Genomic DNA, 22,895 nt, shown 5'->3' on the forward strand with positions numbered 1-22,895 from the left:
TGCCTCAGGAGACGCGAATGCTGCCTTTATTACTCGCTTCAAGCTCGACCTATCGTCGCGAATTGCTCGCCCGCCTGCACCTGCCGTTCGTCTGCAGCTCGCCGGATATCGATGAAAGTCATCGCCCGGGCGAGTCAGCCATGGAACTGGTCAAACGCCTCGCCGAACAAAAAGCCCGGGCATTGGCCGACAGCCATCCCGCTCATCTGATTATCGGTTCCGACCAGGTTGCCGTACTCGGCGAACAGATCATCGGCAAACCGCACACCTTCGAAAAGGCCCACGAACAACTGATGGCCGCCAGTGGCGCCAGCGTGACATTCCTCACCGGCCTGGCGCTGCTGAATAGCCAGACCGGCGAATGCCAGGTCGACTGCGTACCGTTTACCGTGCACATGCGTCAGCTCGATCAGGCGCGCGTTGAGCGCTACCTGCGCATTGAGCAGCCGTATGACTGCGCTGGCAGCTTCAAGGCCGAAGGGTTGGGGGTGAGTCTGTTTCAGTCCACTGAAGGGCCTGACGCTACCAGCCTGATCGGTTTGCCGCTGATTCGGCTGATCGACATGTTATTGGCTGAGGGCGTGCAGATTCCTTAAAAGCAAAAGATCGCAGCCTTCGGCAGCTCCTACAAGGGAATGTAAAACCCTGTAGGAGCTGCCGCAGGCTGCGATCTTTTGATCTTTACAACGAATTAACGCAACGAAGGCCCGTGGAAACCCATCCACATCGCCAACTGCTCGGCCACGCTGGCACCAAGCTTTTTCGAGAAGCGATCAAACGGCGATTCCTGAACGGTGAAATCCACCAACTCTTTCTCGCCAATCACATCCCGCGCAACCGAACTGGCATTGCCCAGCCCATCGATCAACCCCAGCGGCAGCGCCTGCTCGCCCGACCAGACCAAACCCGAGAACAGCTCCGGATGCTCTTTGTCTTTCAAGCGATCGCCACGACCCTGCTTGACGCTATTGATAAACTGCTTGTGCGTGGTATCCAGCACCGTCTGCCAGAACGCCGTTTCATCCGGCTTCTGCGGCTGGAACGGATCGAGGAACGACTTGTGCTCGCCCGAAGTGTACGTGCGACGCTCAACGCCAAGCTTCTCCATGGTGCCGACAAAACCGTAACCGGCCGCCGTCACCCCGATCGAACCGACCAGACTCGCCTTGTCGGCATAAATCTGATCCGCCGCGCTGGCGATGTAATAAGCACCGGAGGCACCCAGGTCGGAAATCACGGCATACACCTTGATATCCGGGTGCAGGCCGCGCAGGCGCTTGATCTCGTCATACACATAACCTGACTGCACCGGACTGCCGCCCGGGCTGTTGATACGCAGGACGACACCTTTGACCTTCTTGTCCTCAAACGCAGCGCGCAGACTGCCGACAATATTATCGGCGCTGGCCGGCTCTTTATCGGCAATCACCCCGGTGACATCGATCAACGCGGTGTAGTTATCGCTACGGGTGGCGCTCTTTTCCATATCCATCAGCGGCGTGAACAGGATCAGCGCAATAAACAGATAAACAAACGTCAGCAGCTTGAAGAAGATCCCCCAACGCCGCGAACGGCGCTGCTCTTGCACGCCGGCCAGGAGAGTCTTCTCCAGCAGCTTCCAGCCTTTCTCGTCACCGCCGTCGGCATCTGCCTTGGCCGGTGCTTTCCATTCGTCGGTCATGCCATCCACCCCAGCAAAAACGTATTAAGCCTGCTGCGCCAGCCAGGCATGCAATTCGGAAAAACGGTCGATCGACAGGCGCGGCTCGAACTGCTGAAGCGATTCGATCGATTGCGCGCCATAACTGACCGCCACCGAATCCATCCCCGCGTTACGCGCCATCAGCAGATCGAAGGACGAATCACCAACCATCAGCGCCTGTTCGGCGCGCACGCCGCAATGAGCAAGGATCTGCTCCAGCATCAGAGGGTGCGGCTTGCTCGCAGTTTCATCGGCAGCGCGGGTGATATCGAAATAATCTTCCCAGCCATTGGCCTTGAGCACTCGATCCAGACCCCGGCGATTCTTGCCGGTGGCCACGGCCAGGTGATAACCCTGCTCGCGGAACGACGCCATCGACTCGACCACCCCTTCGAACAACGGCGAAGGCACGGCTTCGGCGGCGATGTAGTGATCAGCGTAATACTCGCGAAACAAGGTCATTTCAGCGTCGCTGATCTCGGGATACAAGGTGCGGATCGCCTCAGGCAGGCCCAGGCCGATGATGCCTTTGACGGCGAAATCATCACGCAACTCGAAACCGGAACGCCCGGATGCCGAGTGCATCGCCTCGACGATCCGATGGATGGAATCGGCCAGCGTGCCGTCCCAATCAAAAATCAGCAGCTTGTAATCAGATGGGCGCACTCAATCGCTCCACGGTCTTGGCCCACATTTCGTCGACCGGCGCCTGCAAGGTCAGCTTGCCGCCATCCGGCAGCGGCACGGTCAGCATGTAAGCGTGCAGAAACAGACGCTTGCCGCCCAGATCGCGGATTTCCTTGGTGAAATCCTCATCGCCATACTTGCTGTCGCCAGCAATGCAATGGCCAGCATGCAAGGTGTGCACGCGAATCTGGTGGGTGCGACCGGTAACCGGTTTGGCTTCGACCATGGTGGCGAAATCACCGAAGCGGCGCAGCACCTTGAACATCGTCAGGGCTTCTTTGCCTTCTTCGTTGACTTCGACCATGCGCTCGCCGGAACGCAGGTTGCTCTTGAGCAATGGCGCGCTGACTTTCTTGATCGAGGTCGCCCAGTTGCCACGCACCAGCGCCATGTAGCGCTTGTCGACGCCATCACCACGCAATTGCTCGTGGAGGTGACGCAACATGCTGCGCTTTTTGGCGATCATCAGCAGGCCGGACGTGTCACGGTCGAGACGGTGAACCAGCTCCAGCTCTTTGGTATCCGGGCGCAACTGACGAAAGGCTTCGATCACACCGAAATTCAAGCCACTGCCGCCGTGAACCGCAATGCCCGCGGGCTTGTTGATCACGATCAGGGCTTTGTCTTCGAAGACAATCGAGGCTTCCAGGCGCTGCAACAGACCCTGGGCCAATGGCACCGGTTCGTCGCGCTCAGGCACGCGAACGGGCGGCACGCGCACGATATCGCCGGCCTGCAGCTTGTATTCGGGCTTGATCCGACCTTTGTTCACGCGCACTTCGCCTTTGCGCAAAATGCGGTAAATCAAGGTCTTGGGCACGCCTTTGAGCCGGGCGAGAAGGAAATTGTCGATTCGTTGGCCGGCATACTCCGGCGAGACTTCAAGCATTTGAACGCCTGGAGTCGAAGGGGCAGTAGTTGTCATGCCGCGGATGATAACAATTTTTATGGAATTGAAGCACTTAATCATTGCTGCTATAGTCGCGAACGCCGCCAAAAGCGGCCTGGACAGCGGCACCACGGTCAAAAACCGGCCCTGACCATCGCAATTCACCAGGACGCGAGGCCGTCCTACGGGGCTTTTGCTACGTAACGGTGGAGTTTGCAGTTGTAACAAGCGCAGGTGACATGAGGCCTGAATTACACCGTCGAGCAGAGTTTTTACTCGCCTGACAGGCAGATATTCACGGCCAGTTCACAAAGTGCAGTCAACCGCAGATGACCCCGAGCGAAAGCTTCGGAAACACCGCCTGATTAGCCATGATGCGTGACCTCCCCTTTCGGAGCTCACGGTAAATGCCAACCCGCTGCGGATTCTGCGCGCGGCAGCACCCGAATTATCAGGGATACGTGTAGGGTGGAGATGCACAACCGCTGGACTGTGTAGCAATAGGCTTTATCAAGACGCTTCATCTCGTCCACAGCCACGGTTGATTCCTCCTCCTGACTGAGTGCTTAAGTAGCCACAGCAAGCAGGACGCGTACGTCGCTATATCGGCCCAATTGGCCGCATATCGCTGGACACGGGAATGGCCAACCACTCCCGACGCACCTGACACCGACCGTGAGAAGTCGTGTGTGCCGAACGCCGTTTCCGGCAGCCCGGAAACCGACGGTACTACATGAAAAGAATGCTGATTAACGCAACTCAACCCGAAGAGTTGCGTGTTGCACTGGTAGATGGCCAACGCCTCTACGACCTGGACATCGAATCCGGTGCACGCGAGCAGAAGAAGGCCAACATTTATAAAGGCCGTATCACTCGCATCGAACCAAGCCTTGAGGCTGCCTTTGTCGATTTTGGCTCTGAGCGCCATGGCTTCCTGCCCCTCAAAGAAATCTCCCGCGAATACTTCAAGAAAGCCCCCGAAGGCCGCGTCAACATCAAGGACGTCCTGAGCGAAGGCCAGGAAGTTATCGTTCAGGTCGAAAAAGAAGAACGTGGCAACAAGGGCGCAGCCCTGACCACCTTCATCAGCCTGGCCGGTCGTTACCTCGTGCTGATGCCGAACAACCCGCGTGCCGGCGGTATCTCCCGTCGCATCGAAGGCGAAGAGCGCAACGAACTGCGTGAAGCGCTGAACGGTCTGGTTGCACCGGCCGACATGGGTCTGATCGTGCGCACTGCCGGCCTTGGCCGCAGCAGCGAAGAAATGCAGTGGGACCTCGATTACCTGCTGCAACTGTGGACCGCTATTAAAGAAGCCTCGCTGGATCGCTCCGCGCCATTCCTGATCTATCAGGAAAGCAACGTGATCATCCGCGCCATCCGCGATTACCTGCGCCAGGACATCGGCGAAGTGCTGATCGACAGCGTTGAAGCCCAGGACGAAGCCCTGACCTTCATCCGCCAGGTGATGCCGCAGTACGCCAGCAAGATCAAGCTGTACGAAGACAGCGTTCCGCTGTTCAACCGTTTCCAGATCGAAAGCCAGATCGAGACCGCTTTCCAGCGCGTCGTTGAACTGCCTTCCGGCGGCTCCATCGTTATCGATCCGACCGAAGCCCTGGTGTCCATCGACATCAACTCGGCGCGCGCCACCAAAGGCAGCGACATCGAAGAAACCGCTCTGCAGACCAACCTTGAAGCCGCCGAAGAAATCGCCCGTCAGTTGCGCCTGCGCGACATCGGCGGCCTGATCGTCATCGACTTCATCGACATGACCCCTGCCAAGAACCAGCGCGCCGTGGAAGAGAAAGTCCGCGAATGCCTGGAAGCCGACCGCGCTCGCGTGCAGATCGGCCGCATCTCGCGCTTCGGCCTGCTGGAAATGTCGCGTCAGCGCCTGCGTCCATCGCTGGGCGAAAGCAGCGGCATCGTCTGCCCGCGTTGCAACGGCACCGGCATCATTCGTGACGTTGAATCGCTGTCGCTGGCGATCCTGCGCCTGATCGAAGAAGAAGCCCTGAAAGACCGCACTGCCGAAGTTCGCGCACAAGTGCCGATCCCGGTGGCCGCGTTCCTGCTCAACGAAAAACGCAACTCGATCACCAAGATCGAACTGCGCACCCGTGCTCGTATCGTCATTCTGCCGAACGATCACCTCGAAACGCCGCACTTCGAAGTTCAGCGCTTGCGTGACGACAGCCCGGAAGCCGCGACCAACCAGTCCAGCTACGAAATCGCTGCCGCCGCTGCCGAAGTTGAAGAAGTTCAGCCAGCCGCCGCGACCCGCACCTTGGTTCGCCAGGAAGCCGCGGTCAAAACTGCACCGGCTCGCGCCAACGCTCCGGTGCCGACCGAAGTGGCCGCACCTGCTGCTGCCGCCGCGCCGGCTCCGGCTGCCGCGCCAGAACCAAGCCTGTTCAAAGGTCTGGTGAAGTCGCTGGTCAGCCTGTTCGCTACCAAAGAAGAGCCAGTTGCTCCGGCCGTGGTTGAAAAACCGGCTGCCGAGCGTCCGGCCCGTAACGAAGAGCGTCGCAACGGTCGTCAACAGAGCCGCAACCGTAATGGTCGCCGTGATGAAGAACGCAAACCGCGCGAAGAGCGTGCACCGCGTGAAGAACGCGCCCCACGCGAGCCGCGTGAAGAACGCGCTCCACGTGAAGCCCGTGAAGTTCGCGAGCCGCGTGAAGCCCGTACCGAAGCAGCGCCGGCCGCTCGTGAAGAACGCGCGCCACGTGCGCCGCGTGAAGAACGTGCACCGCGCGCTCCGCGTGAAGATCGCAAGCCACGTGGCGAGCGTGAAGAACGTGTACGTGAACTGCGCGAGCCGCTCGACGCCGCTCCTGCCGTGACCACCGAGGTGGCTGCTGAAGAGCGTCCGGTTCGTCAGCCACGCGAAGAGCGCGCACCGCGTCCGCCGCGTGAGGAGCGTCAACCGCGCGCCGAACAGGCCGCTGCTGCCGTCGCTGAAGAAGAAGTGAACACCAACGAAGAGCAACTGCCGGAAGACGGTTCGGAGAGCGCCGAAGGCGATCGCCCACGTCGTCGTTCGCGCGGTCAGCGTCGTCGCAGCAACCGTCGTGAGCGTCAGCGTGATGCCAACGGCAACGTGATCGAAGGTTCGGAAGAATCCGAAGCCGGCGAAAACGCTGAAGAGCCAAGCACTGCCGATCTGGCCGCCGGCCTGGCTGTTACCGCAGCCGTTGCCAGCACCGTGATCAGCGCTCCGGCCGAAGCCCAAGCCTTTGAGCAAGCCGAACGCGCCACCGCTGCCGTACAGGAAACCGCTCCAGTGGAAGCGCCGGTTGTTGAAGCGACCACTCCAGTAGAAGTGGTTGCTGCTCCGGAAGTCGAAGTGGCTCCGGTTCAGGAAACGCTGCCTCAGGTAGAGCCGGCTCCACTTGTGGTTGCTGAGCCGGTGGTTGAAACCGTCACTGAAACCGTGACCGAAACCGTACGTGAAGTTCGCGAAGAGCAGACCGCGTTCAACTGGGTCGCCGAGCCGGTTGTCGCTGAAACACCAGCGCCAGTGGTTGAAGCGCCGGTTGTTGAGACGCCAGTGTTCGAAGCACCAGCGTACGAAGCGCCTGTTGCCGAAGCTCCAGTGGTTGCAGAGACCAAAGCTGCCGAGCCAGTGGTTGCTGCTGAGCCAGCTCCAGTCGTCGAAGCGCCGGTAGTTGTCGAAGCTCCTGCTCCGGTGGCTGAAGTGGCTCCGGTCAGCGCTCTGGCTGCTAACGGTCGCGCACCGAACGATCCTCGTGAAGTGCGTCGTCGCAAGCGTGAAGAAGAGCGCCTGCAGAAGGAAGCCGAACAGGCTGCCGCTGCTGCTCCGGTTGCAGAAGTCGTCGCTGAACAAGCGGTTGTTGAAGCGGCCATCGCTGAAGCGCCTCGCTCCGTTCAAGACGCAGCAGAGCACCACGAAGAAGCCCAGGAAAAAGAACACGAGCCTAAACCCCTCGTCTGATTCCTGAAGCTGTAAAAAAGCCCCGCCCGGTGAAAGCCTGGCGGGGCTTTTTTATGCCATTTAAAAGATCAAGAGATCGCAGCCTTCGGCAGCTCCTACAATTTGAAATGCGTTCCCCTGTAGGAGCTGCCGAAGGCTGCGATCTTTTGATCTTGCTGTTATTTAAAAACCAAAGCCTCAGGCACATCGATATCCCACAACACTCCGGGATCATCCACCACCACTTCAACCACCCTGCCCTGTTTGAACAACGGCCGAGCCCCGCGATCTCCGCTCAATGCCAACAACCCCGGACCAAACGCGCGACCAAACCCCACCGGATGCCCAAACTCGCCATCCTGCACCGGCACGCTCACCGCATCATCAGCTATGGCTGCGACCACCCGCTCAATACTCGACGGCAAGATAAACGGCATATCCCCCAGCACAATCAGCCACCCATCGACGTCAGGGCAAGCCGCAACACCCGCCGCAATGCTGTCGCCCATCCCGGTGGACTCGATCGTCACAACCTCACAACCATAAGCTTGAGCCATACGCATCGCTTGCGGTCGCGCTTCAGTGGTGACCAGTACGCGCTTGTCGAGACTCGCTGGCAGATTCACCAGAATCTGCTCGATCACCGAACGCACCGCGCCATCGCGTCCCGTACAGTCGGCCAACAACTTGTCCTTATCAACACCCGCCACCTGGCGAAAGCGACTGCCCTCGCCCGCCGCCAATACGATCACTGCGATGGATCGACTCATGCGTCCTCCAGGGGTTTCTTCTGTTTCAACTCGACACCGTTCTTGATCGCGACGATCTCCGCCAACAGCGATAACGCAATCTCCGCCGGCGAATGACTGCCGATGTGCAAACCGATGGGGCCATGCAGTCGATCAATCGCCTGTACCGACAAGCCTAGCTGAGCCAGATTATCCCGGCGCTTCAGACTGTTGACCCGCGAGCCCAGCGCGCCGACGTAGAAGGCCGGTGAATCCAGCGCCGTGAGCAGCGCCATGTCATCCAGACGCGGATCGTGAGTCAACGCCACAATCGCTGTGCGCTCATCCGTTTGAATACTCAACACCGCCTCGTCCGGCATGCCCGCCACGAAGCGACCATGATGCTCTTCCCAGCCATAAACGAATTCAGTGCGTGGATCGCAGATCAGCACTTCGAAATCCAGCAGCCGCGCCATGTCCGCTACATAGCGCGACAATTGCCCGGCACCGATCAACAGCAGTCGCCAGCGCGGGCCGTAGATCGCGCGTAAGGTCTTGCCGTCGAATTCGAGCGAATCGGTTTTGCTCGCCGCCGACAGCACAACCTCACCGGTTTCGATGTTCAGCTCACGGGCAACGATCTCGTGCGCTTCGCAACGCGCCAGCAACTCGGCAACCCACTGGGGATCGCCGACCCGTTCTTCGGTCAAGCGCAACGTGCCGCCACACGGCAAACCAAACCGCGCGGCTTCCTCACGGGTGACACCGTAGGTAATCAGTTGCACGGGCGGGCCATCGCTGGCGATACGCCCGTCGTGCAGGCGCGCGATCAAATCATCCTCGACGCAACCGCCCGACACTGAACCGATCACCACGCCATCCTCGCGCAAAGCGAGCATGGCACCGGGTGCCCGAGGCGCCGTGCCCCAGGTCTGCACGACACTGAACAGCACCACCCGCTGCCCGGCGCGGCGCCATTCAAGCACGCTGCGCAGGACATTGAGGTCGACGCTGTCCATTACGCCTCGGCCTTCTGCCAGCCCTGCAACTGATAACGCACCGGCAGGTTGCGAATACGCTTGCCGGTGGCAGCAAAGATCGCGTTGCACAGCGCCGGCGCAATCGGCGGCACACCGGGCTCACCAACCCCACCCAGCGGCACGTCGCCCGGCGGCGTCACCAGATGCACCGCGACATCCTTCGGCGCCAGCGACATGCGCGCCACTTCATACATATGGAAGTTGTCCTGCTGGACCTTGCCGTCCTTGAAGCTGATTTCACCCAGCACCGCGTTACCCAGGCCCATCACGCAAGCCCCCTCGAACTGCGAGCGAATCCGCTCAGGGTTGATCTGCGGCCCGCAGTCGACGGCAATATCCGCCTTGTGCACGATCAGCGTGCCATCGTCTTTAACTTCGACTTCGATCACTGCCGCCACGTAAGTGACGAAGCTGTAATGCACGGCCAGCCCCAGACCACGCCCCTTGGGCAGTTTGCGCCCCCAACCGGCGGCTTTGGCAGCGGTTTCCAGCACGGTGCGCATGCGCCCGGTATCGATCGGATAACGCTCGGGAGATTCGCCGTAGTTCCACTCTTCGCTCAGCGTGCGCGGGTCGATCTGCCGGTTCGGGCCGAGCAGTTTGATCTGGTACTTGAGTGGATCTTCACCGGCCTTGTGCGCCAGTTCATCGACGAAACTCTGGATCGCAAAACCATGGGGAATGTTCGACACCGAGCGATACCAGCCGACCCGCGTGTGCACGGTCGCTTCGGGGTTTTCCAGGCGCACATTGGGAATGGCGTAGGCCATGTTGGTGAAGCCCATGCCCAGCTCGAACGCCGCTTCATGGTTCATGCCCGGCGCGAACAGCGCGGTGATGCTCGGCGCCACGGTGCGATGCAACCAGCCGGACGGCATGCCGTCCTTGCCAACGCCAGCCTTGAGGTATTCGGCGGACACGGTGTGGAAATACGAGTTGTGGATGTCATCTTCGCGCGTCCACTGCACCCGCACGGCTTTGCCGGGGAATTCCTTGGCGAGGATCGCCGCTTCGACGACGAAGTCCGGCTTGGATTTACGTCCGAAACCACCGCCGAGCAGCGTGACATTAAAGGTGACGTTGTCAAACGGCAGCCCGAGACGCTCGGCAATCCGCTCGCGAGTGACTTGTGGCGCCTGACTCGGCGCCCAGGCCTCGCAAACACCGTCCTTGTAACGGGCGATGGCAACCATCGGCTCCATCGGTGCCTGCGCCAGATGCGGCAGGTAATACGAAGCTTCGAGGATACTGCCAGCGCCGCTCAAGGCTTTGTCGATATCGCCGGTATTGCGCACGACTTTGCCGGGCTTCAGCGACGCGGCTTCCAGTTCCTTGCGATAGGCGATGGAGTCGTAACTGGCATTGGGGCCGTCATCCCATTCGATCTTCAGCGCTTCGCGACCCTTGATTGCAGCCCAGGTGTTGCTGGCCACTACGGCCACGCCACCCAGCGGCTGAAACTCCGAAGGCAGTGGACGGCCTTCAATCTGAATCACTTTCAGCACGCCGGGGACTTTCAGTGCGGCACTGTCATCCAGCGATTTGACCTTGCCGCCATATACGGCCGGACGGGCAATGGTCGCGTACAACATGCCGTCGAAATGCACGTCGGCACCGTACACGGCGCGGCCGTTGACGATGTCGTCGCCATCGATGGCTTTGGTGCCTTCCTTGCCGATGTAGCGAAATTCCGATGGTTGCTTGAGGCGCAGGCTGTCACGCGCAGGCACCGTCAACGCACTGGCTGCGGCGGCGAGTTCGCCATAACCCAGCTCACGCCCGGATGGCTGGTGAATGACTTTGTGCAGTTGCGCGTGGCATTCGCCGACCGGCACTTTCCACTGCGCGGCCGCCGCTTGTTCGAGCATCGTCCGGGCCGCAGCGCCGCAACGCCGCATCGGTTCGTACCAGTGCCGCATGCTGCGCGAGCCGTCGGTGTCCTGATTGCCGAAACGCACTTCATCGCCCGGCGCCTGCTGCACTTTGACCCTGGCCCAATCGGCGTCCAGCTCATCGGCAACGACCATGGTCAGACTGGTGCGCACGCCCTGGCCCATCTCCGAACGGTTGCAGACCACGGTGACGGTGCCGTCAGCGGCAATGCTCACATAAACCTTGGGATCATCGATCCAGCCATTGGGCATGCCATCGGCGCCAAATTTCTTTTCTTTCTCATCGGCCAACGCGTCCTGCCAACCCCAGCTCGCGGCCAGCACCAAAGCGCCTGTCGCGCCAACGCCTTTGAGGAAACCGCGGCGACTGAGATTGCTCAGGGCGAAATCGTTCGGAAGGCGGCTCATGCTTTCGCCTCATTCAGATGCGTGGAGGCCTGGCGGATTGCAGTTTTGATCCGGTTGTAAGTGCCGCAGCGGCAGATGTTGCCGACCATGGCTTCTTCGATCTGCTCGTCGCTCGGGTTCGGATTGGTTTTGAGCAATGCGGTGGCCGACATGATTTGCCCGCCCTGACAGAAACCGCACTGCGCGACCGCCGTGTCGAGCCAGGCTTGCTGGACGACTTGCCCGACGGGGTCGGCATGCAGGTTGTCGATGGTGGTGACGTTCTGCCCGATCACCGAGCCGATCGGCGTGATGCAACTGCGTGCCGGCAGACCGTCGATGTGAATGGTGCAGGCACCACACAGGCCCATACCGCAGCCGAATTTGGTGCCGTTGTAACCGGCAACGTCGCGGATGGCCCAGAGCAGCGGCATGTCTTCCGTGACATCAAGGGGATGGTCTTGACCATTGAGTTTCAGGGTAATCATGGGCACGCCCGCATATTGTTGGTGGTTATGGGGTCGAGCAATCTGCCGCCGTTGCATCGGCGGTGGTTCACGCAGATCGACTCAGGCTAATGAGGCTCTCTTGTGTCGACGCGAACGTCTGCACCGGGCCTTTGGTGGAGCAAATGACGGTTATCGTTAGCTCGCTAAGTTAACCCAGCGTTAACAAAAAAGCCCTGCACTTTTTCATCAGTGCAGGGCTCTGGATGGCGCTTGGAAAGCGTAGCCTCAATAGCGATTGGGCTCCATTTCCAGGTCGACATTGAAACGTTCGGCAATGTCTTTCTGGATACGTTGCGCCAGATCGAACAATTGCAGGCCGGTCGCGGTGCCGTAATTGACCAGCACCAGCGCCTGCAATTTATGCACGCCGGCATCGGCTTCGCGGAAACCTTTCCAGCCGGCGCGCTCGATCAACCAACCAGCGGCCAACTTCATCTGGCCGTCCGGCTGCGCGTAAGCCACCACATCCGGGTGCTGCGCTTTGATCTGCGCGACGATGGCCGCCGACACCAGCGGGTTTTTGAAGAAGCTGCCGGCATTGCCGAGCACCGCCGGATCCGGCAGTTTTTCACTGCGGATGCTGCAGATGGCGCGGCTGACATCGGTCGGCGTCGGATGCTCAATGCCCTGCTCGGTCAGGCGCTGACGCACCGGGCCATATTCCAGATGCAATTGCGCGACGCGATTGAGCGTGAAGCGCACCCGCAGGATCAGCCAACGCCCCGGCTGCTGCTTGAACAGGCTGTCGCGGTAGGCGAAGTTGCATTCTTCCAGGGTGAAATCGCGCAGCTCGCCGGTCTGACGATCCAGCGCGGTGAGCCCGGCGAACACATCCTTGATCTCGACGCCGTAAGCGCCAATGTTCTGCATCGGCGCAGCGCCGACGGTGCCCGGAATCAGGCTGAGGTTCTCCAGCCCGGAGAAACCTTGCGCCAACGTGTGCTGTACGAACGGATGCCACGGCTCGCCCGCTTCCGCCTCGATCACCACGCGACTGCCGTCATCGCTCAGCACACGAATGCCACGGGTGGCCATGCGCAGCACCAGCGCCGGAATGTCTGCGGTCAGCAGCAAATTGCTGCCACCACCGATCACCAGCAACGGCATGTCGTGGGCAGTGGCATAAGCCAGCGCTTCGCGAACGTCAGCATCGTTGTGGGCTTCGGCGAACAATTGCGCGCGAACATCCACGCCAAAACTGTTGAACGGTTTCAGGGAAACCTGCGGTTGCAGCTGCAAACTCATAACCGGCCCTTCACTTCGATCAACAATTGGTCACAAGCCGCTTCAATCAGATCCAGCACCTGCTCGAACCCTTGATCGCCGTCGTAATACGGGTCCGGCACTTCATCGACCAGCCCGGCATAACGGCGCAGGAACAGATCCAGCTCGGCTTTACCGGTGAACGGCTGCAGGGCCTTGAGGTTGCGCAGGTTGCTGTTGTCCATCGCCAGAATCAGATCGTAACTGGCGAAGTCGGCACGGCTGACCTGTTGCGCGCGTTGCGCCGACAGGTCATAACCGCGCACTTTGGCGGCGGCCTGACTGCGTTTGTCTGGCGGATTGCCGACGTGCCAGTCACCGGTGCCGGCGGAGGCCACTTCGACCTGTTCCGCCAGCCCTGCTTCACGCAATTTGTGGCGCAATACGCCTTCGGCCGTGGGCGAACGGCAAATGTTGCCCAGGCACACAAACAGAACGCGCATCAGGCCCCCAGCAGGCGACGAACGCGCTCAAGGTCTTCAACGGTGTCGACGCCGGTTGGCGGAGCGATCAGCGCGTCGGCAACATGAATGCGCACGCCGTGCCACAGGGCACGCAGCTGTTCGAGCGACTCAGTGTTCTCCAGCCAGCACGGGCCCCAGCTGACGAAATCCTGAAGGAAACCGGCGCGGTAGGCATAGATGCCGATATGGCGACGGTACGGCACGCCTTCGGGCAATTGCTCGCGGCTTTTGGCGAAGGCATCGCGTGCCCACGGCAAGGTCGCACGGCTGAACGTCAGCGCCAGACCATTGAGGTCGCTGACGACTTTGACCACGTTCGGATTGAACAGGGTGTCGACGTCTTCGATCGGCTCGGCCAGCGTGGCCATGCGCGCTTCGGTGTGGGCGGCGAGGTTGGCGGCGACCTGATCGATCACGCTTGGCGGAATCAGCGGCTCGTCACCCTGCACGTTGACCACGATCGCGTCGGGCTCAAGGCCCAGTTTCGCCGCGACTTCAGCCAGACGATCGGTGCCGGAGTTGTGATCTTCACGGGTCAGCACCACTTCGGCGCCAAAGCCTTTGCAGGCCTCGACGATGCGCGCATCGTCAGTCGCAACCACCACACGGGTGGCGCTGCTTTTGCTCGCCTGTTCCCACACATGCTGGATCATCGGCTTGCCGGCGATGTCCAGCAACGGCTTGCCCGGCAGGCGGGTCGAGGCGTAACGCGACGGGATGACAACGGTGAAGGCGGTGGTCATTTATCCAGACGCTCGTCGGTGGTCAGGGTGCGCGCTTCGCTTTCGAGCATCACCGGGATGCCGTCGCGGATCGGGTATGCCAGGCCGGCACCCTTGCTGATCAGTTCGGTCTTGTCGGCACTGAGCTTGAGCGGGCCTTTGCAGATCGGGCACGCGAGGATGTCGAGCAATTTGGTGTCCATGAACATTCCCTGGATAAAGAGTTAAGGCAAAAGACGATCGGGCAACAGGCGCATCAGCTGTGTGTCGAACCAGGCCACGAAGGCCGGCGACGGCACGGCATCGACCGCCAGATACCACCAGTCGGCAGCAGCAAAGGCACGGCACTTCACCGCGTCCTTTTCGGTCATCACCAACGGCAATGACGGGGTGAAATTCAACGCCTGCACGCTGTATTCGGCGTGGTCGGCAAACGCATGCGGGACTGCTCGCCAGTCTAGCGCTTCGAGGGTATTGAAGAAACGTTGCGGATTGCCGATCCCGGCGACCGCGTGCACGGCCTGGCCTGCTGGAAAAAGATCGAGCGATTTACGCTCGCCGCTGCGCAGATTGACCAGCGCGGTCGGCTGCAGATGGAAAGCGAAACCGTCGTCGCGATCAGCCGTGGCACCGTTGAACAATACGCCGTCGACACTTTGCAGACGCTCGATCGGCTCGCGCAACGGCCCCGCCGGCAGGCAACGTTTATTGCCGAGTCCACGGGCAGCGTCGATCAACACCAACTCCAGATCCCGCGCCAGACGATAATGCTGCATGCCGTCATCGGAGAGGATCAGATCCAGCGGTTCACTGGCGAGCAAGGCTTTGACGGCGGCGCTGCGATCGGGGTCGATCATCAATGGCACGCCGGTGCGCTGGACGATCAGCAGCGGTTCGTCGCCAGCAACGTCGGCGGCCTGATCGGCCTCGACCCGCCATGGCAACTGCGGCGGCTTGGCGCCGTAGCCACGGCTGACTACGCCAACGCGCAGGCCGCTGCGCCGGCAGTGTTCGATCAGCCAGAGAATCATCGGCGTCTTGCCGGTACCACCCACGGTGATGTTGCCAACCACGATCAACGGCACTGGCGGCTGGTAAATCTGGCCTTCACCGTCGAGAAAACGCTGACGTTTGTTGATCACCACGCGGCGGTACAACATTTCCAGCGGCCGCAGCAGCGTCAGGGCCGGGTGACCCTGATACCACGCGGCGAGCAAGCGATCGGCCAGGCTCATCAGGATTTCGGCGCCGCCTCAACCGTGGTCATGCGCAGATGGCTGAAACCGAGCTTGCCGGCCGCGTCCATGGCGGTGATCACTGATTGATGCTGAGTCTTGCCGTCGGCACTGATCGACAACGGCATAGTGGTGTCGCCGTTGGATTCTTTCTGCATGGCTTCCATCAAGGTCGCCAGATCATTTTTCGGCAAAATCTTGTTGTTCACCGAAAACACGCCTTCAGCGCTGATGGCCACGTCGATCTGCTTGAGTTGCTGATCTTCGGCCGGCGAGCCACTGACCGCTTCCGGCAGATCGACGCGCAACTGGGTTTCGCGGGTAAACGTAGTGGTCACGACAAAAAACAGCAGCAGGATGAACACCACGTCGATCAAAGACGCGAGGTTGATGTCGATCGTTTCCCGAGGCTTGCGACGGAATTTCACGCGCGGCCCTCGGCCAGGTCAACGTCACGGTCGCCCTGCACCACTTCAACCAGTTTGATCGCTTCCTGCTCCATGCCCACCACCAGCTCATCGATGCGGCGTTGCAGGAACCGGTGGAAGAACACCGCCGGAATACCGACCATCAGGCCTGCCGCCGTGGTGATCAGCGCTTTCGAGATACCACCGGCCAATACCGAAGCGTTGGTGGTCATGCCGGAACCGGTGAAGGCGCTGAAAATATCGATCATGCCCAGCACCGTACCCAGCAGGCCGAGCAGCGGCGACATCGCAGCGATGGTGCCCAGCGCATTGACGTAGCGTTCGAGCTCGTGAATGACGCGGGCGGCGGCCTCTTCAATGCACTCTTTCATGATCTCGCGACCATGCTTGGAGTTGGCCAGACCGGCGGCGAGGATTTCGCCCAGCGGCGAGTTGGCACGCAGCTCCTTGAGTTTTTCTTTGTTGAGCTGCTTGTCCTTGATCCACACCCAGACCTGGCCCAGCAGATGCTCGGGGGTGACGCGACTGGCGCGCAGGGTCCACAGGCGCTCGGCGACAATCGCCATGGCCGCGATGGAACTCAGAATGATCGGCAACATCATCCAGCCGCCGGATTTGACCAATTCCCACACAGTGACAGTCCCCTCGAAAAAGTGCGCCACTTTACCATACCGATCCGCGATTAAGACCCGCCCCTCCGACGACCGTGATGTGCCATCCATGCTGGCACCGATCAACGGGCGAGCGCAGGCGGATCGCGCCAGAAACGCCGCTGTTGACGCATCGTCCACGGTGGCGTGAAGCGACCCAGTTGCAGATGAATAGCGCCCTGCTCGGCACTGTCATAGATGCGCAGGCCTTGTTTGCGATAGCGCGCCAGTACGGTCGGATGCGGATGGCCGAAGGAATTGCCGTGACCTCGGGAAATCAACACGGCTTCAGGCTTCAGCGCCTTGAGCAGGGCCATGGACGACGAGCTGCGGCTGCCATGGTGCGGGGCCTGCAACCATTGCGTGGGCACGGCCAATGGACTGTCGAGCAGAACGCGTTCGGCGTGAGTGTCGATATCGCCCGTCAGCAATAGACGTTCGCCACTGGCCTCGATCTGCAACACGCAGGAGCGCTGGTTGCTGTCGTGGGCGTCCGACCATACCCAGAGCTGAAAACGCACGTCATCCCACTCCCATTGCTCACCACTTTCGCAGGCTTGAGCGCCAAGCTCGGCCGGCAGCCCCGGCGGATCGCCACTGAGTACCCTGCCGACCTTCAGGCCTCGGGCGACGGCCAGCGCACCGCCGGCATGATCGGCATCGGCGTGGCTGAGCAGCATCAGATCGAGGTTCTCCACGCTGAGTTTGCGCAACGCCGGCAGCACCACGCGCTCGCCCAGATCGAAATCGCCGAAACGCGGGCCGGCGTCATAGAGCAGCGCGTGGTGACGGGTTCTGATCAGGATCGCCAGCCCCTGACCGACATCCAGTTGCCAGACGTCAGCCAGACCTTCGTCCAACCGCTCACGCGGCGGCACCACCAGCATCAGCAACAATGGCCAGCCCAGCGGCCGCATCGGCACGCCGCGCGGCAACAGCAACAACACGGCACCCAGACTGCCGAACGCCCACACCCACGTGGATATCGACGGTGCTGTCCACGCAGGCCAGATCCCGGCAATCACCGCCAGCGCGCGAAACAGCCAATCGATCAATCCACCGGCCAGCCACAGCAAGCTTTCGCCGACATAGGGCAGCGGCAACAACAACGTGCCGAGCAAGGCCGGCGGCAGCACCACCAGGCTGACCCACGGCACCGCCAGCAGATTGGCCAGCGGCCCGCTGAGGCTGATTGGCAGGTTCAGCGCCAGCAACACCGGGCATAAGCCGATGGCAATCAACCACTGCGCCCGCGTCCAGGTTTGCCACCAGCGCCACGCGCCCAGCCGACCGCTGAAGGTGAAAACCAGCACCGCCACAGCAGCGAAAGACAACCAGAAACCCGGGCGCAAGCTGGCCAGCGGGTCCAGCAACAACACGCCGTTGAACGCCAGCAGCAGCGGCCACCACGCCCCCAGATGGCGAAAGCGCAGGCGCCACAGCAGCACCAGCCCGACCATCACGCAAGCGCGCTGCACCGGCACATCAAAACCGGCGAGCAAGCCGTAACCGACGGCAGCGGCGAAAGCCAGGCCACAGGCCCACGGCAGCCACGGCCAACGCAGCGGCCACAACCCGTAACGAGCGAGTCCTGCAACCAGCAGGTACATCACCGCCGCGAGCAATCCGATGTGCTGGCCGGAAATCACCAGTAAATGCACGGTGCCGGTGTCCTGCAGGACCTGCCAATCCTCGCGACTGAGCCCGGAACCGTCACCGAGCACCAGCGCCGCCAACGCGCCTTCGCGACCTTGCGCATCGACTTCAAGCAAACGCTGACGAAGGCTGTCGCGCCACGCCCATCGCGCCGTGCTCCGACGCTCACCGTCCTTGATCGTGCCCGTTGCACCGATGCGCTGCGCCAACAGCCACGCTTCGTAATCGAAGGCCTCAGGATTGAGCAGGCCAGCGGGACGTTTGAGCTTGACCGCCAGTCGCCAGCGCTCGCCGCTGTTGACCGGCGGCCCGGCATACCAGGCCAGACGCATCAGCGGCGGCAACGTTGCGTGACGCGAACGCGCATCGGCCAATTCAAAACGCACGACGCCATCACTGTGTTGCGGCAGGCCGACGACTCGCCCCTCCAGCCAACGCGTCTCGCCGTCGAGATGGCTCGCCAGTTGATCATCCAGTGCCCAGTGCGCGCCGACACCGGCCCAGGTTAAACCGAACAGCAAAAACGCCAATGGATAGCTGCGAAACGGCAGCAACATCAGCCCCACCACCGGCAATACCACCAGTAACCCGACCGGCGGTAAAACCGGCAAAAAAACCACCACCAGCAGACCGACTGCCAGCGCCATCATCCCTGTGCGCATAAGCCCGTCCTTGAGAGTCGCACCTCTAGGCATAGCGGCTGTTCGGCATGGCCGTCGTCAACAATTGTCACAAAGTCTGAATGGGCGCCCCCTAGAATCCAGACATACTTGCCGCCTTAACCGACCGAGAAGCCTTATGCCCCGGCGCTTATTCAAACGTTACATGCCCGACCCGACGAGCATCAGGGAACACAAATCCTTACGCTTTCTCGGCAAGTTGCTGCATGACCCCAACCTCTGGCACCTCAATCGCCACTCGGTCGCGCGGGCGATGGCCGTCGGTTTGTTCGCCGCTTTCCTGCCCATTCCAGCACAGATGCTGGTGGCGGCCGCGCTGGCCATCACTGTGCGCGGGAACATGCCGATTGCCGTCAGCCTGGTGTGGCTGACCAACCCGATCACCATGCCGGCGGTGTTTTTTTGCACCTATCAGGCCGGGGCGTGGTTGATGGATGTGCCGGCGCGGCATCTGCCGGATGAGCTGACCTGGGAGTGGATCAGCGGGGAGCTGTCAACGCTGTGGCAGCCGTTTCTGCTGGGTTCGGTGGTGTGCGGGCTGGTACTGGGTGCCCTCGCCTACTTCGTGGTGATGATGTATTGGCGCTGGTGGGTGGCGCGACAGTGGGCGCGGCGCAAGAAAAGCCGCCAGCCTTGAACGCAAAACGGCCTCCGCAATGGGAGGCCGTTTTGTTTGGTGCTGCCGGACACGACCTGTAGGAGCTGCGGCACGCTGCGATCTTTTGATCTTGAAGGTCACAATCAAAAGACCGCAGCGTGCCGCAGCTCCTACAGGGATTGTGTGTGGATCAGGTACGCATCCCGCGCCCGCTCACCAGCAACCGCGCGCAGCCGAGATACAGCACCACCGTCGCCACCAGCATGAAGGTGATCGCGATGCCGATCTTAATGTCCGACACACCGAGAATGCCGTAACGGAAGGCGTTGACCATGTGTAGCACCGGGTTGGCCAGCGACACGGTCTGCCAGAACGGCGGCAGCAAGGTGATCGAGTAGAACACCCCACCCAGATACGTCAGCGGCGTCAGCACGAACGTCGGGATGATCGAAATGTCATCGAAGTTGCGCGCAAACACGGCGTTGATGAAGCCCAGCAGCGAGAAGATCGTCGCCGTCAGTACTACCACCAGAATGGTCACGCCGAGGTGATGCACCTGCAAATGGGTGAAGAACAGCGACAGAATCGTCACGATCACGCCGACCATCAGACCGCGCAATACGCCGCCAATGGTGAAGCCGATCAGAATCGTATGCGGCGACACCGGCGAGACCATCAATTCTTCGATGGAACGCTGGAACTTGCTGCCAAAGAAACTCGAGACCACGTTGCCGTAAGAGTTGGTGATCACCGACATCATGATCAGGCCCGGCACGATGTACTCCATGTAGGTGAAGCCACCCATGTCGCCGATCTGCCGGCCGATCAGGTTCCCGAAGATCACAAAATACAGAACCATAGTGATTGCTGGCGGCAGCAGGGTCTGTGGCCAGATCCGCGTGAAGCGTTTGACCTCGCGGTAAACGATGGTCTGCAGGGCGACGAGGTTGGGACGGAATTCGGAACTCATACCGCCACCTTCGACAGATTTTTCTCCACCAGGGACACGAACAGCTCCTCAAGGCGATTGGTTTTGTTGCGCAGACTCAGCACTTCAATGTTCTGCTGCGCCAATTGGGTGAACAACGCCGTGATGCCCATGGATTTGTCGACCTGGACTTCCAGGGTATGGCTGTCGATCAACCGCGCGGGGTAGCCGAGCAATTGCGGAGTGAAGCTCAAGTCGTTTTTCAGGTCGAGCAAGAAGGTTTCCACGTGCAACTGGCCCAGCAACTGTTTCATGCTGGTGTTCTCGACGATGGTACCGTGGTCGATGATGCCGATGTTGCGGCACAGCTGCTCAGCCTCTTCCAGATAATGCGTGGTGAGGATGATGGTGATGCCTTTCTGGTTCAGTTCGGTGAGGAACGTCCACATCGAGCGGCGCAACTCGATGTCGACACCTGCGGTCGGTTCATCGAGGATCAGCAGACGCGGTTCGTGCACCAGCGCGCGGGCAATCATCAGACGGCGCTTCATGCCGCCGGACAGAGAACGCGACGGCACATCGCGCTTGTCCCACAGGCCCAGTTGCGTCAGGTACTGCTCGGCGCGTTCCTTGGCGACTTTCGCCGGAATGCCGTAGTAACCGGCCTGAGTGACGACGATGTCGAAGGTCTTCTCAAACTGGTTGAAGTTGAATTCCTGCGGCACCACGCCGATCGAGCGCTTGAGCTGCGCAGGATTTTTGTCGAGGTCGTGACCGAAGATATTCACCGTGCCGCTGGTCTTGTTGACCAGGGTCGAGAGAATGCCGATGGTTGTGGATTTGCCGGCACCGTTAGGGCCGAGCAAGGCGAAAAAGTCACCTTCGGCGACGTCCAGATCGATACCACTCAAGGCCTGGAACCCGTTGCCGTAGGTTTTGGTTAGCTGCCGGATGGACAGAGCGGAACTCATATCTGATTTACGCACCATTGAAGGGAAAAAGAAGACGGCGGCGAAGGATCGAACCGCAGCGCAAGTGCGCAATGGTGCTTGCCGCCGCCGTACAAGTACAGTCAAGTGTGTCGATAGTAGGTATTAAGTCAACGCGGTCATGACTGCTTTCTGGTAGGCCGGACGCTGCTTCAGACGCTCGTACCAGGCCTGCAGATGCGCTTGCGGGGCGCGTTCGATGGGCATCTCGAACCAGGCATAAATGAAACTGCCGAGCGGGATATCGCCCATGCCGATGTCTTGGCCGGAAAGATACGGTTGGCTGGCCAACGCCTCGTCGGCCATGCTCAACAACTCAGTGCATTCCTTGATCGCGGCGTTGATCGCCGACCAGTCCTGCTTGTCCGCCGGGGTGCGCAAGACGCCCCAGAACACGGTGCGGAACGGCCCGGCAAAACTCGACGTGGTCCAGTCCATCCACTTGTCAGCGATGGCGCGGGCTTGCGGATCCGCCGAATACCAAGTGCTGTTCGGCGCATGCTTGCCCAGCAAGTAGCGCACGATGGCGTTGGATTCCCACAGCACGAAACCGTCGTCTTCGATCACCGGCACGCGACCGTTCGGGTTCATCGCCCGGTACTGCGGTGTGTCGACCACACCGAACGCGCCACCGGCATCAATCGCCTCGTAAGCCAGGCCGAGTTCCTCGGCGGCCCACAATGGCTTCCTGACATTCGATGAGTTTTTCCGTCCCCAGATCTTCAGCATGACCGCCTCTTTGCAAATGCGTGGGCGGCCAGCATACGCCGGATCAGACGCGGCTTACATCGTTGCGCATGTCGCCCAACAGTTGTGGCTGCTGATCGCCGAACAGGTGCGGATAGCATTTTTCCAGGTGTTCGAAGAAGAAGGTTTCCGGCACATCGGCGAACTGACCGTGATCGACCAGGTACTCCATCAATTGTGCGCCATCACGATTGAACGGATGGAAAACGCTGTCATTGATGCCGTCGAATTCCAGCGGCGCGACGTTGAACAGTTCGCAGAGTTTCTGGTTGAACGCCGGCGTTGCCTTGACCCAACGATCGTTGAGGAAAAACTCGGTGTAACCGTGCATGGCGAACATGTCGCTTTTCAGCAATTCGAGCAGACGCGGCGTCGATAAATGATTCTTCACGTCGGCCAGACCGATCCGCGCCGGGATCCCGCAATGCCGCGCGCAACCGGCGAGCAGCGTGGCTTTGGGCACGCAATAACTCTCCCCCGCCGCCAACGCGTAGCTGCCGCGCAGGGTTTGCGGATCGCGACTGAAAGTGTAGGGGTTGTAGCGCACCGCTTCGCGCACGGCGTAATAAAGATTGATCGCCTGCTCGACCGGGTCGCCACTGGCACCCCGATGTCGTTCAGCGAACTCCACCACCGCCGGGTGGTCACTATCGATGAAGCGGCCGGGACTCAGATACTCGTGCATGACGGCAGTCTCCTGAATGAATCTGGAGTCTAGCGACAGCTCAAGCACAGAGATAACGACGTTTCGGCCAAACATG

The 22,895-nt window shown here is 60.6% G+C and carries 22 protein-coding genes; 3 read left to right on the forward strand and 19 right to left on the reverse strand.

Features of this window, described 5'->3' with window-relative positions; translation table 11 throughout:
* Window positions 1-17: 17 nt before the first annotated feature.
* The gene (locus tag ACQ4MY_RS27495) at window positions 18-596 is read left to right on the forward strand and encodes a Maf family protein (RefSeq protein WP_440097086.1); all 579 of its coding nucleotides are present in this window, start codon (window positions 18-20) and stop codon (window positions 594-596) included.
* 95 nt (window positions 597-691) lie between these two features.
* Here the strand turns inward: ACQ4MY_RS27495 and sppA are convergent, their stop codons facing one another.
* Genes sppA through rluC form a run of 3 tightly spaced genes read right to left on the reverse strand, consistent with a single transcriptional unit; the run spans window position 692 to window position 3,314 of the window.
* Window positions 692-1,681: a signal peptide peptidase SppA gene (sppA, locus tag ACQ4MY_RS27500; RefSeq protein ID WP_440097087.1), complete on the reverse strand. Its 990-nt coding sequence runs from the start codon at window positions 1,679-1,681 to the stop codon at window positions 692-694.
* A gap of 24 nt (window positions 1,682-1,705) precedes the next feature.
* On the reverse strand, window positions 1,706-2,368 hold the full coding sequence (locus ACQ4MY_RS27505; protein ID WP_053122618.1) for an HAD-IA family hydrolase: 663 nt from the start codon (window positions 2,366-2,368) through the stop codon (window positions 1,706-1,708).
* Window positions 2,355-3,314 (reverse strand): 23S rRNA pseudouridine(955/2504/2580) synthase RluC, encoded by a 960-nt coding sequence (gene rluC / locus ACQ4MY_RS27510; protein ID WP_440097088.1) that lies wholly within the window; start codon window positions 3,312-3,314, stop codon window positions 2,355-2,357. The genes ACQ4MY_RS27505 and rluC overlap by 14 nt, the downstream gene beginning before the upstream one ends.
* Window positions 3,315-4,011: 697 nt before the next feature.
* Here rluC and rne point away from each other — a divergent pair.
* On the forward strand, window positions 4,012-7,239 hold the full coding sequence (gene rne / locus ACQ4MY_RS27515) for a ribonuclease E (RefSeq protein ID WP_440097089.1): 3,228 nt from the start codon (window positions 4,012-4,014) through the stop codon (window positions 7,237-7,239).
* A 158-nt stretch (window positions 7,240-7,397) separates the two neighbouring features.
* Here rne and ACQ4MY_RS27520 read toward each other — a convergent pair whose 3' ends face one another.
* From ACQ4MY_RS27520 to ACQ4MY_RS27575, 12 genes are all read right to left on the reverse strand, one after another.
* The gene (locus tag ACQ4MY_RS27520; RefSeq protein ID WP_008086288.1) at window positions 7,398-7,988 is read right to left on the reverse strand and encodes a nucleotidyltransferase family protein; all 591 of its coding nucleotides are present in this window, start codon (window positions 7,986-7,988) and stop codon (window positions 7,398-7,400) included.
* Window positions 7,985-8,965 carry an XdhC family protein gene (locus ACQ4MY_RS27525; protein WP_440097091.1) on the reverse strand — a complete coding sequence of 327 codons (981 nt, stop codon included), beginning with the start codon at window positions 8,963-8,965 and terminating at the stop codon, window positions 7,985-7,987. Before ACQ4MY_RS27525 ends, ACQ4MY_RS27520 begins: the two co-directional genes overlap by 4 nt.
* A complete protein-coding gene (locus tag ACQ4MY_RS27530) occupies window positions 8,965-11,286 on the reverse strand; it encodes a molybdopterin cofactor-binding domain-containing protein (protein WP_440097092.1) in 2,322 nt (773 codons plus the stop codon). The genes ACQ4MY_RS27525 and ACQ4MY_RS27530 overlap by 1 nt, the downstream gene beginning before the upstream one ends.
* Complete coding sequence (locus tag ACQ4MY_RS27535; protein ID WP_440097093.1) at window positions 11,283-11,753, reverse strand: (2Fe-2S)-binding protein; 471 nt, start codon at window positions 11,751-11,753, stop codon at window positions 11,283-11,285. Before ACQ4MY_RS27535 ends, ACQ4MY_RS27530 begins: the two co-directional genes overlap by 4 nt.
* 246 nt (window positions 11,754-11,999) lie before the next feature.
* Window positions 12,000-13,019, reverse strand: coding sequence for a UDP-N-acetylmuramate dehydrogenase (murB, locus tag ACQ4MY_RS27540; protein ID WP_440097094.1), 1,020 nt, complete (start codon window positions 13,017-13,019; stop codon window positions 12,000-12,002).
* Window positions 13,016-13,480 (reverse strand): low molecular weight protein-tyrosine-phosphatase, encoded by a 465-nt coding sequence (locus tag ACQ4MY_RS27545; RefSeq protein ID WP_440097095.1) that lies wholly within the window; start codon window positions 13,478-13,480, stop codon window positions 13,016-13,018. The genes murB and ACQ4MY_RS27545 overlap by 4 nt, the downstream gene beginning before the upstream one ends.
* Window positions 13,480-14,244, reverse strand: coding sequence for a 3-deoxy-manno-octulosonate cytidylyltransferase (gene kdsB, locus ACQ4MY_RS27550; RefSeq protein WP_440097097.1), 765 nt, complete (start codon window positions 14,242-14,244; stop codon window positions 13,480-13,482). The genes ACQ4MY_RS27545 and kdsB overlap by 1 nt, the downstream gene beginning before the upstream one ends.
* Window positions 14,241-14,426: a Trm112 family protein gene (locus ACQ4MY_RS27555; protein WP_003174668.1), complete on the reverse strand. Its 186-nt coding sequence runs from the start codon at window positions 14,424-14,426 to the stop codon at window positions 14,241-14,243. The genes kdsB and ACQ4MY_RS27555 overlap by 4 nt, the downstream gene beginning before the upstream one ends.
* A gap of 21 nt (window positions 14,427-14,447) precedes the next feature.
* Complete coding sequence (gene lpxK / locus ACQ4MY_RS27560; RefSeq protein ID WP_440097098.1) at window positions 14,448-15,458, reverse strand: tetraacyldisaccharide 4'-kinase; 1,011 nt, start codon at window positions 15,456-15,458, stop codon at window positions 14,448-14,450.
* Complete coding sequence (locus ACQ4MY_RS27565) at window positions 15,458-15,886, reverse strand: ExbD/TolR family protein (protein WP_008086304.1); 429 nt, start codon at window positions 15,884-15,886, stop codon at window positions 15,458-15,460. The genes lpxK and ACQ4MY_RS27565 overlap by 1 nt, the downstream gene beginning before the upstream one ends.
* Window positions 15,883-16,518: a MotA/TolQ/ExbB proton channel family protein gene (locus ACQ4MY_RS27570; protein ID WP_007908216.1), complete on the reverse strand. Its 636-nt coding sequence runs from the start codon at window positions 16,516-16,518 to the stop codon at window positions 15,883-15,885. Before ACQ4MY_RS27570 ends, ACQ4MY_RS27565 begins: the two co-directional genes overlap by 4 nt.
* Before the next feature lie 101 nt (window positions 16,519-16,619).
* Entirely contained in the window at window positions 16,620-18,854 is a 2,235-nt protein-coding gene (locus tag ACQ4MY_RS27575) for a DNA internalization-related competence protein ComEC/Rec2 (RefSeq protein ID WP_440097099.1), read from the reverse strand.
* A 136-nt stretch (window positions 18,855-18,990) separates the two neighbouring features.
* Between ACQ4MY_RS27575 and ACQ4MY_RS27580 the strand changes: the two genes are divergently transcribed.
* Window positions 18,991-19,509 (forward strand): DUF2062 domain-containing protein, encoded by a 519-nt coding sequence (locus ACQ4MY_RS27580; RefSeq protein WP_008086309.1) that lies wholly within the window; start codon window positions 18,991-18,993, stop codon window positions 19,507-19,509.
* A gap of 151 nt (window positions 19,510-19,660) precedes the next feature.
* On the opposite strand, the gene ACQ4MY_RS27585 is transcribed toward ACQ4MY_RS27580, so the two are convergent.
* From ACQ4MY_RS27585 to ACQ4MY_RS27600, 4 genes are all read right to left on the reverse strand, one after another.
* Window positions 19,661-20,440 (reverse strand): ABC transporter permease, encoded by a 780-nt coding sequence (locus ACQ4MY_RS27585; RefSeq protein WP_008087860.1) that lies wholly within the window; start codon window positions 20,438-20,440, stop codon window positions 19,661-19,663.
* Complete coding sequence (locus ACQ4MY_RS27590) at window positions 20,437-21,369, reverse strand: ABC transporter ATP-binding protein (protein WP_440097100.1); 933 nt, start codon at window positions 21,367-21,369, stop codon at window positions 20,437-20,439. The genes ACQ4MY_RS27585 and ACQ4MY_RS27590 overlap by 4 nt, the downstream gene beginning before the upstream one ends.
* Window positions 21,370-21,492: 123 nt before the next feature.
* Window positions 21,493-22,116 carry a glutathione S-transferase family protein gene (locus ACQ4MY_RS27595; protein ID WP_440097101.1) on the reverse strand — a complete coding sequence of 208 codons (624 nt, stop codon included), beginning with the start codon at window positions 22,114-22,116 and terminating at the stop codon, window positions 21,493-21,495.
* A 43-nt stretch (window positions 22,117-22,159) separates the two neighbouring features.
* On the reverse strand, window positions 22,160-22,819 hold the full coding sequence (locus tag ACQ4MY_RS27600; RefSeq protein ID WP_440097102.1) for a transglutaminase-like domain-containing protein: 660 nt from the start codon (window positions 22,817-22,819) through the stop codon (window positions 22,160-22,162).
* Between the last annotated feature and the right edge of the window lie 76 nt (window positions 22,820-22,895).

Origin of the sequence: Pseudomonas sp. SM4, assembly GCF_051913165.1 — a bacterium.
Taxonomy (GTDB): Bacteria; Pseudomonadota; Gammaproteobacteria; order Pseudomonadales; family Pseudomonadaceae; genus Aquipseudomonas.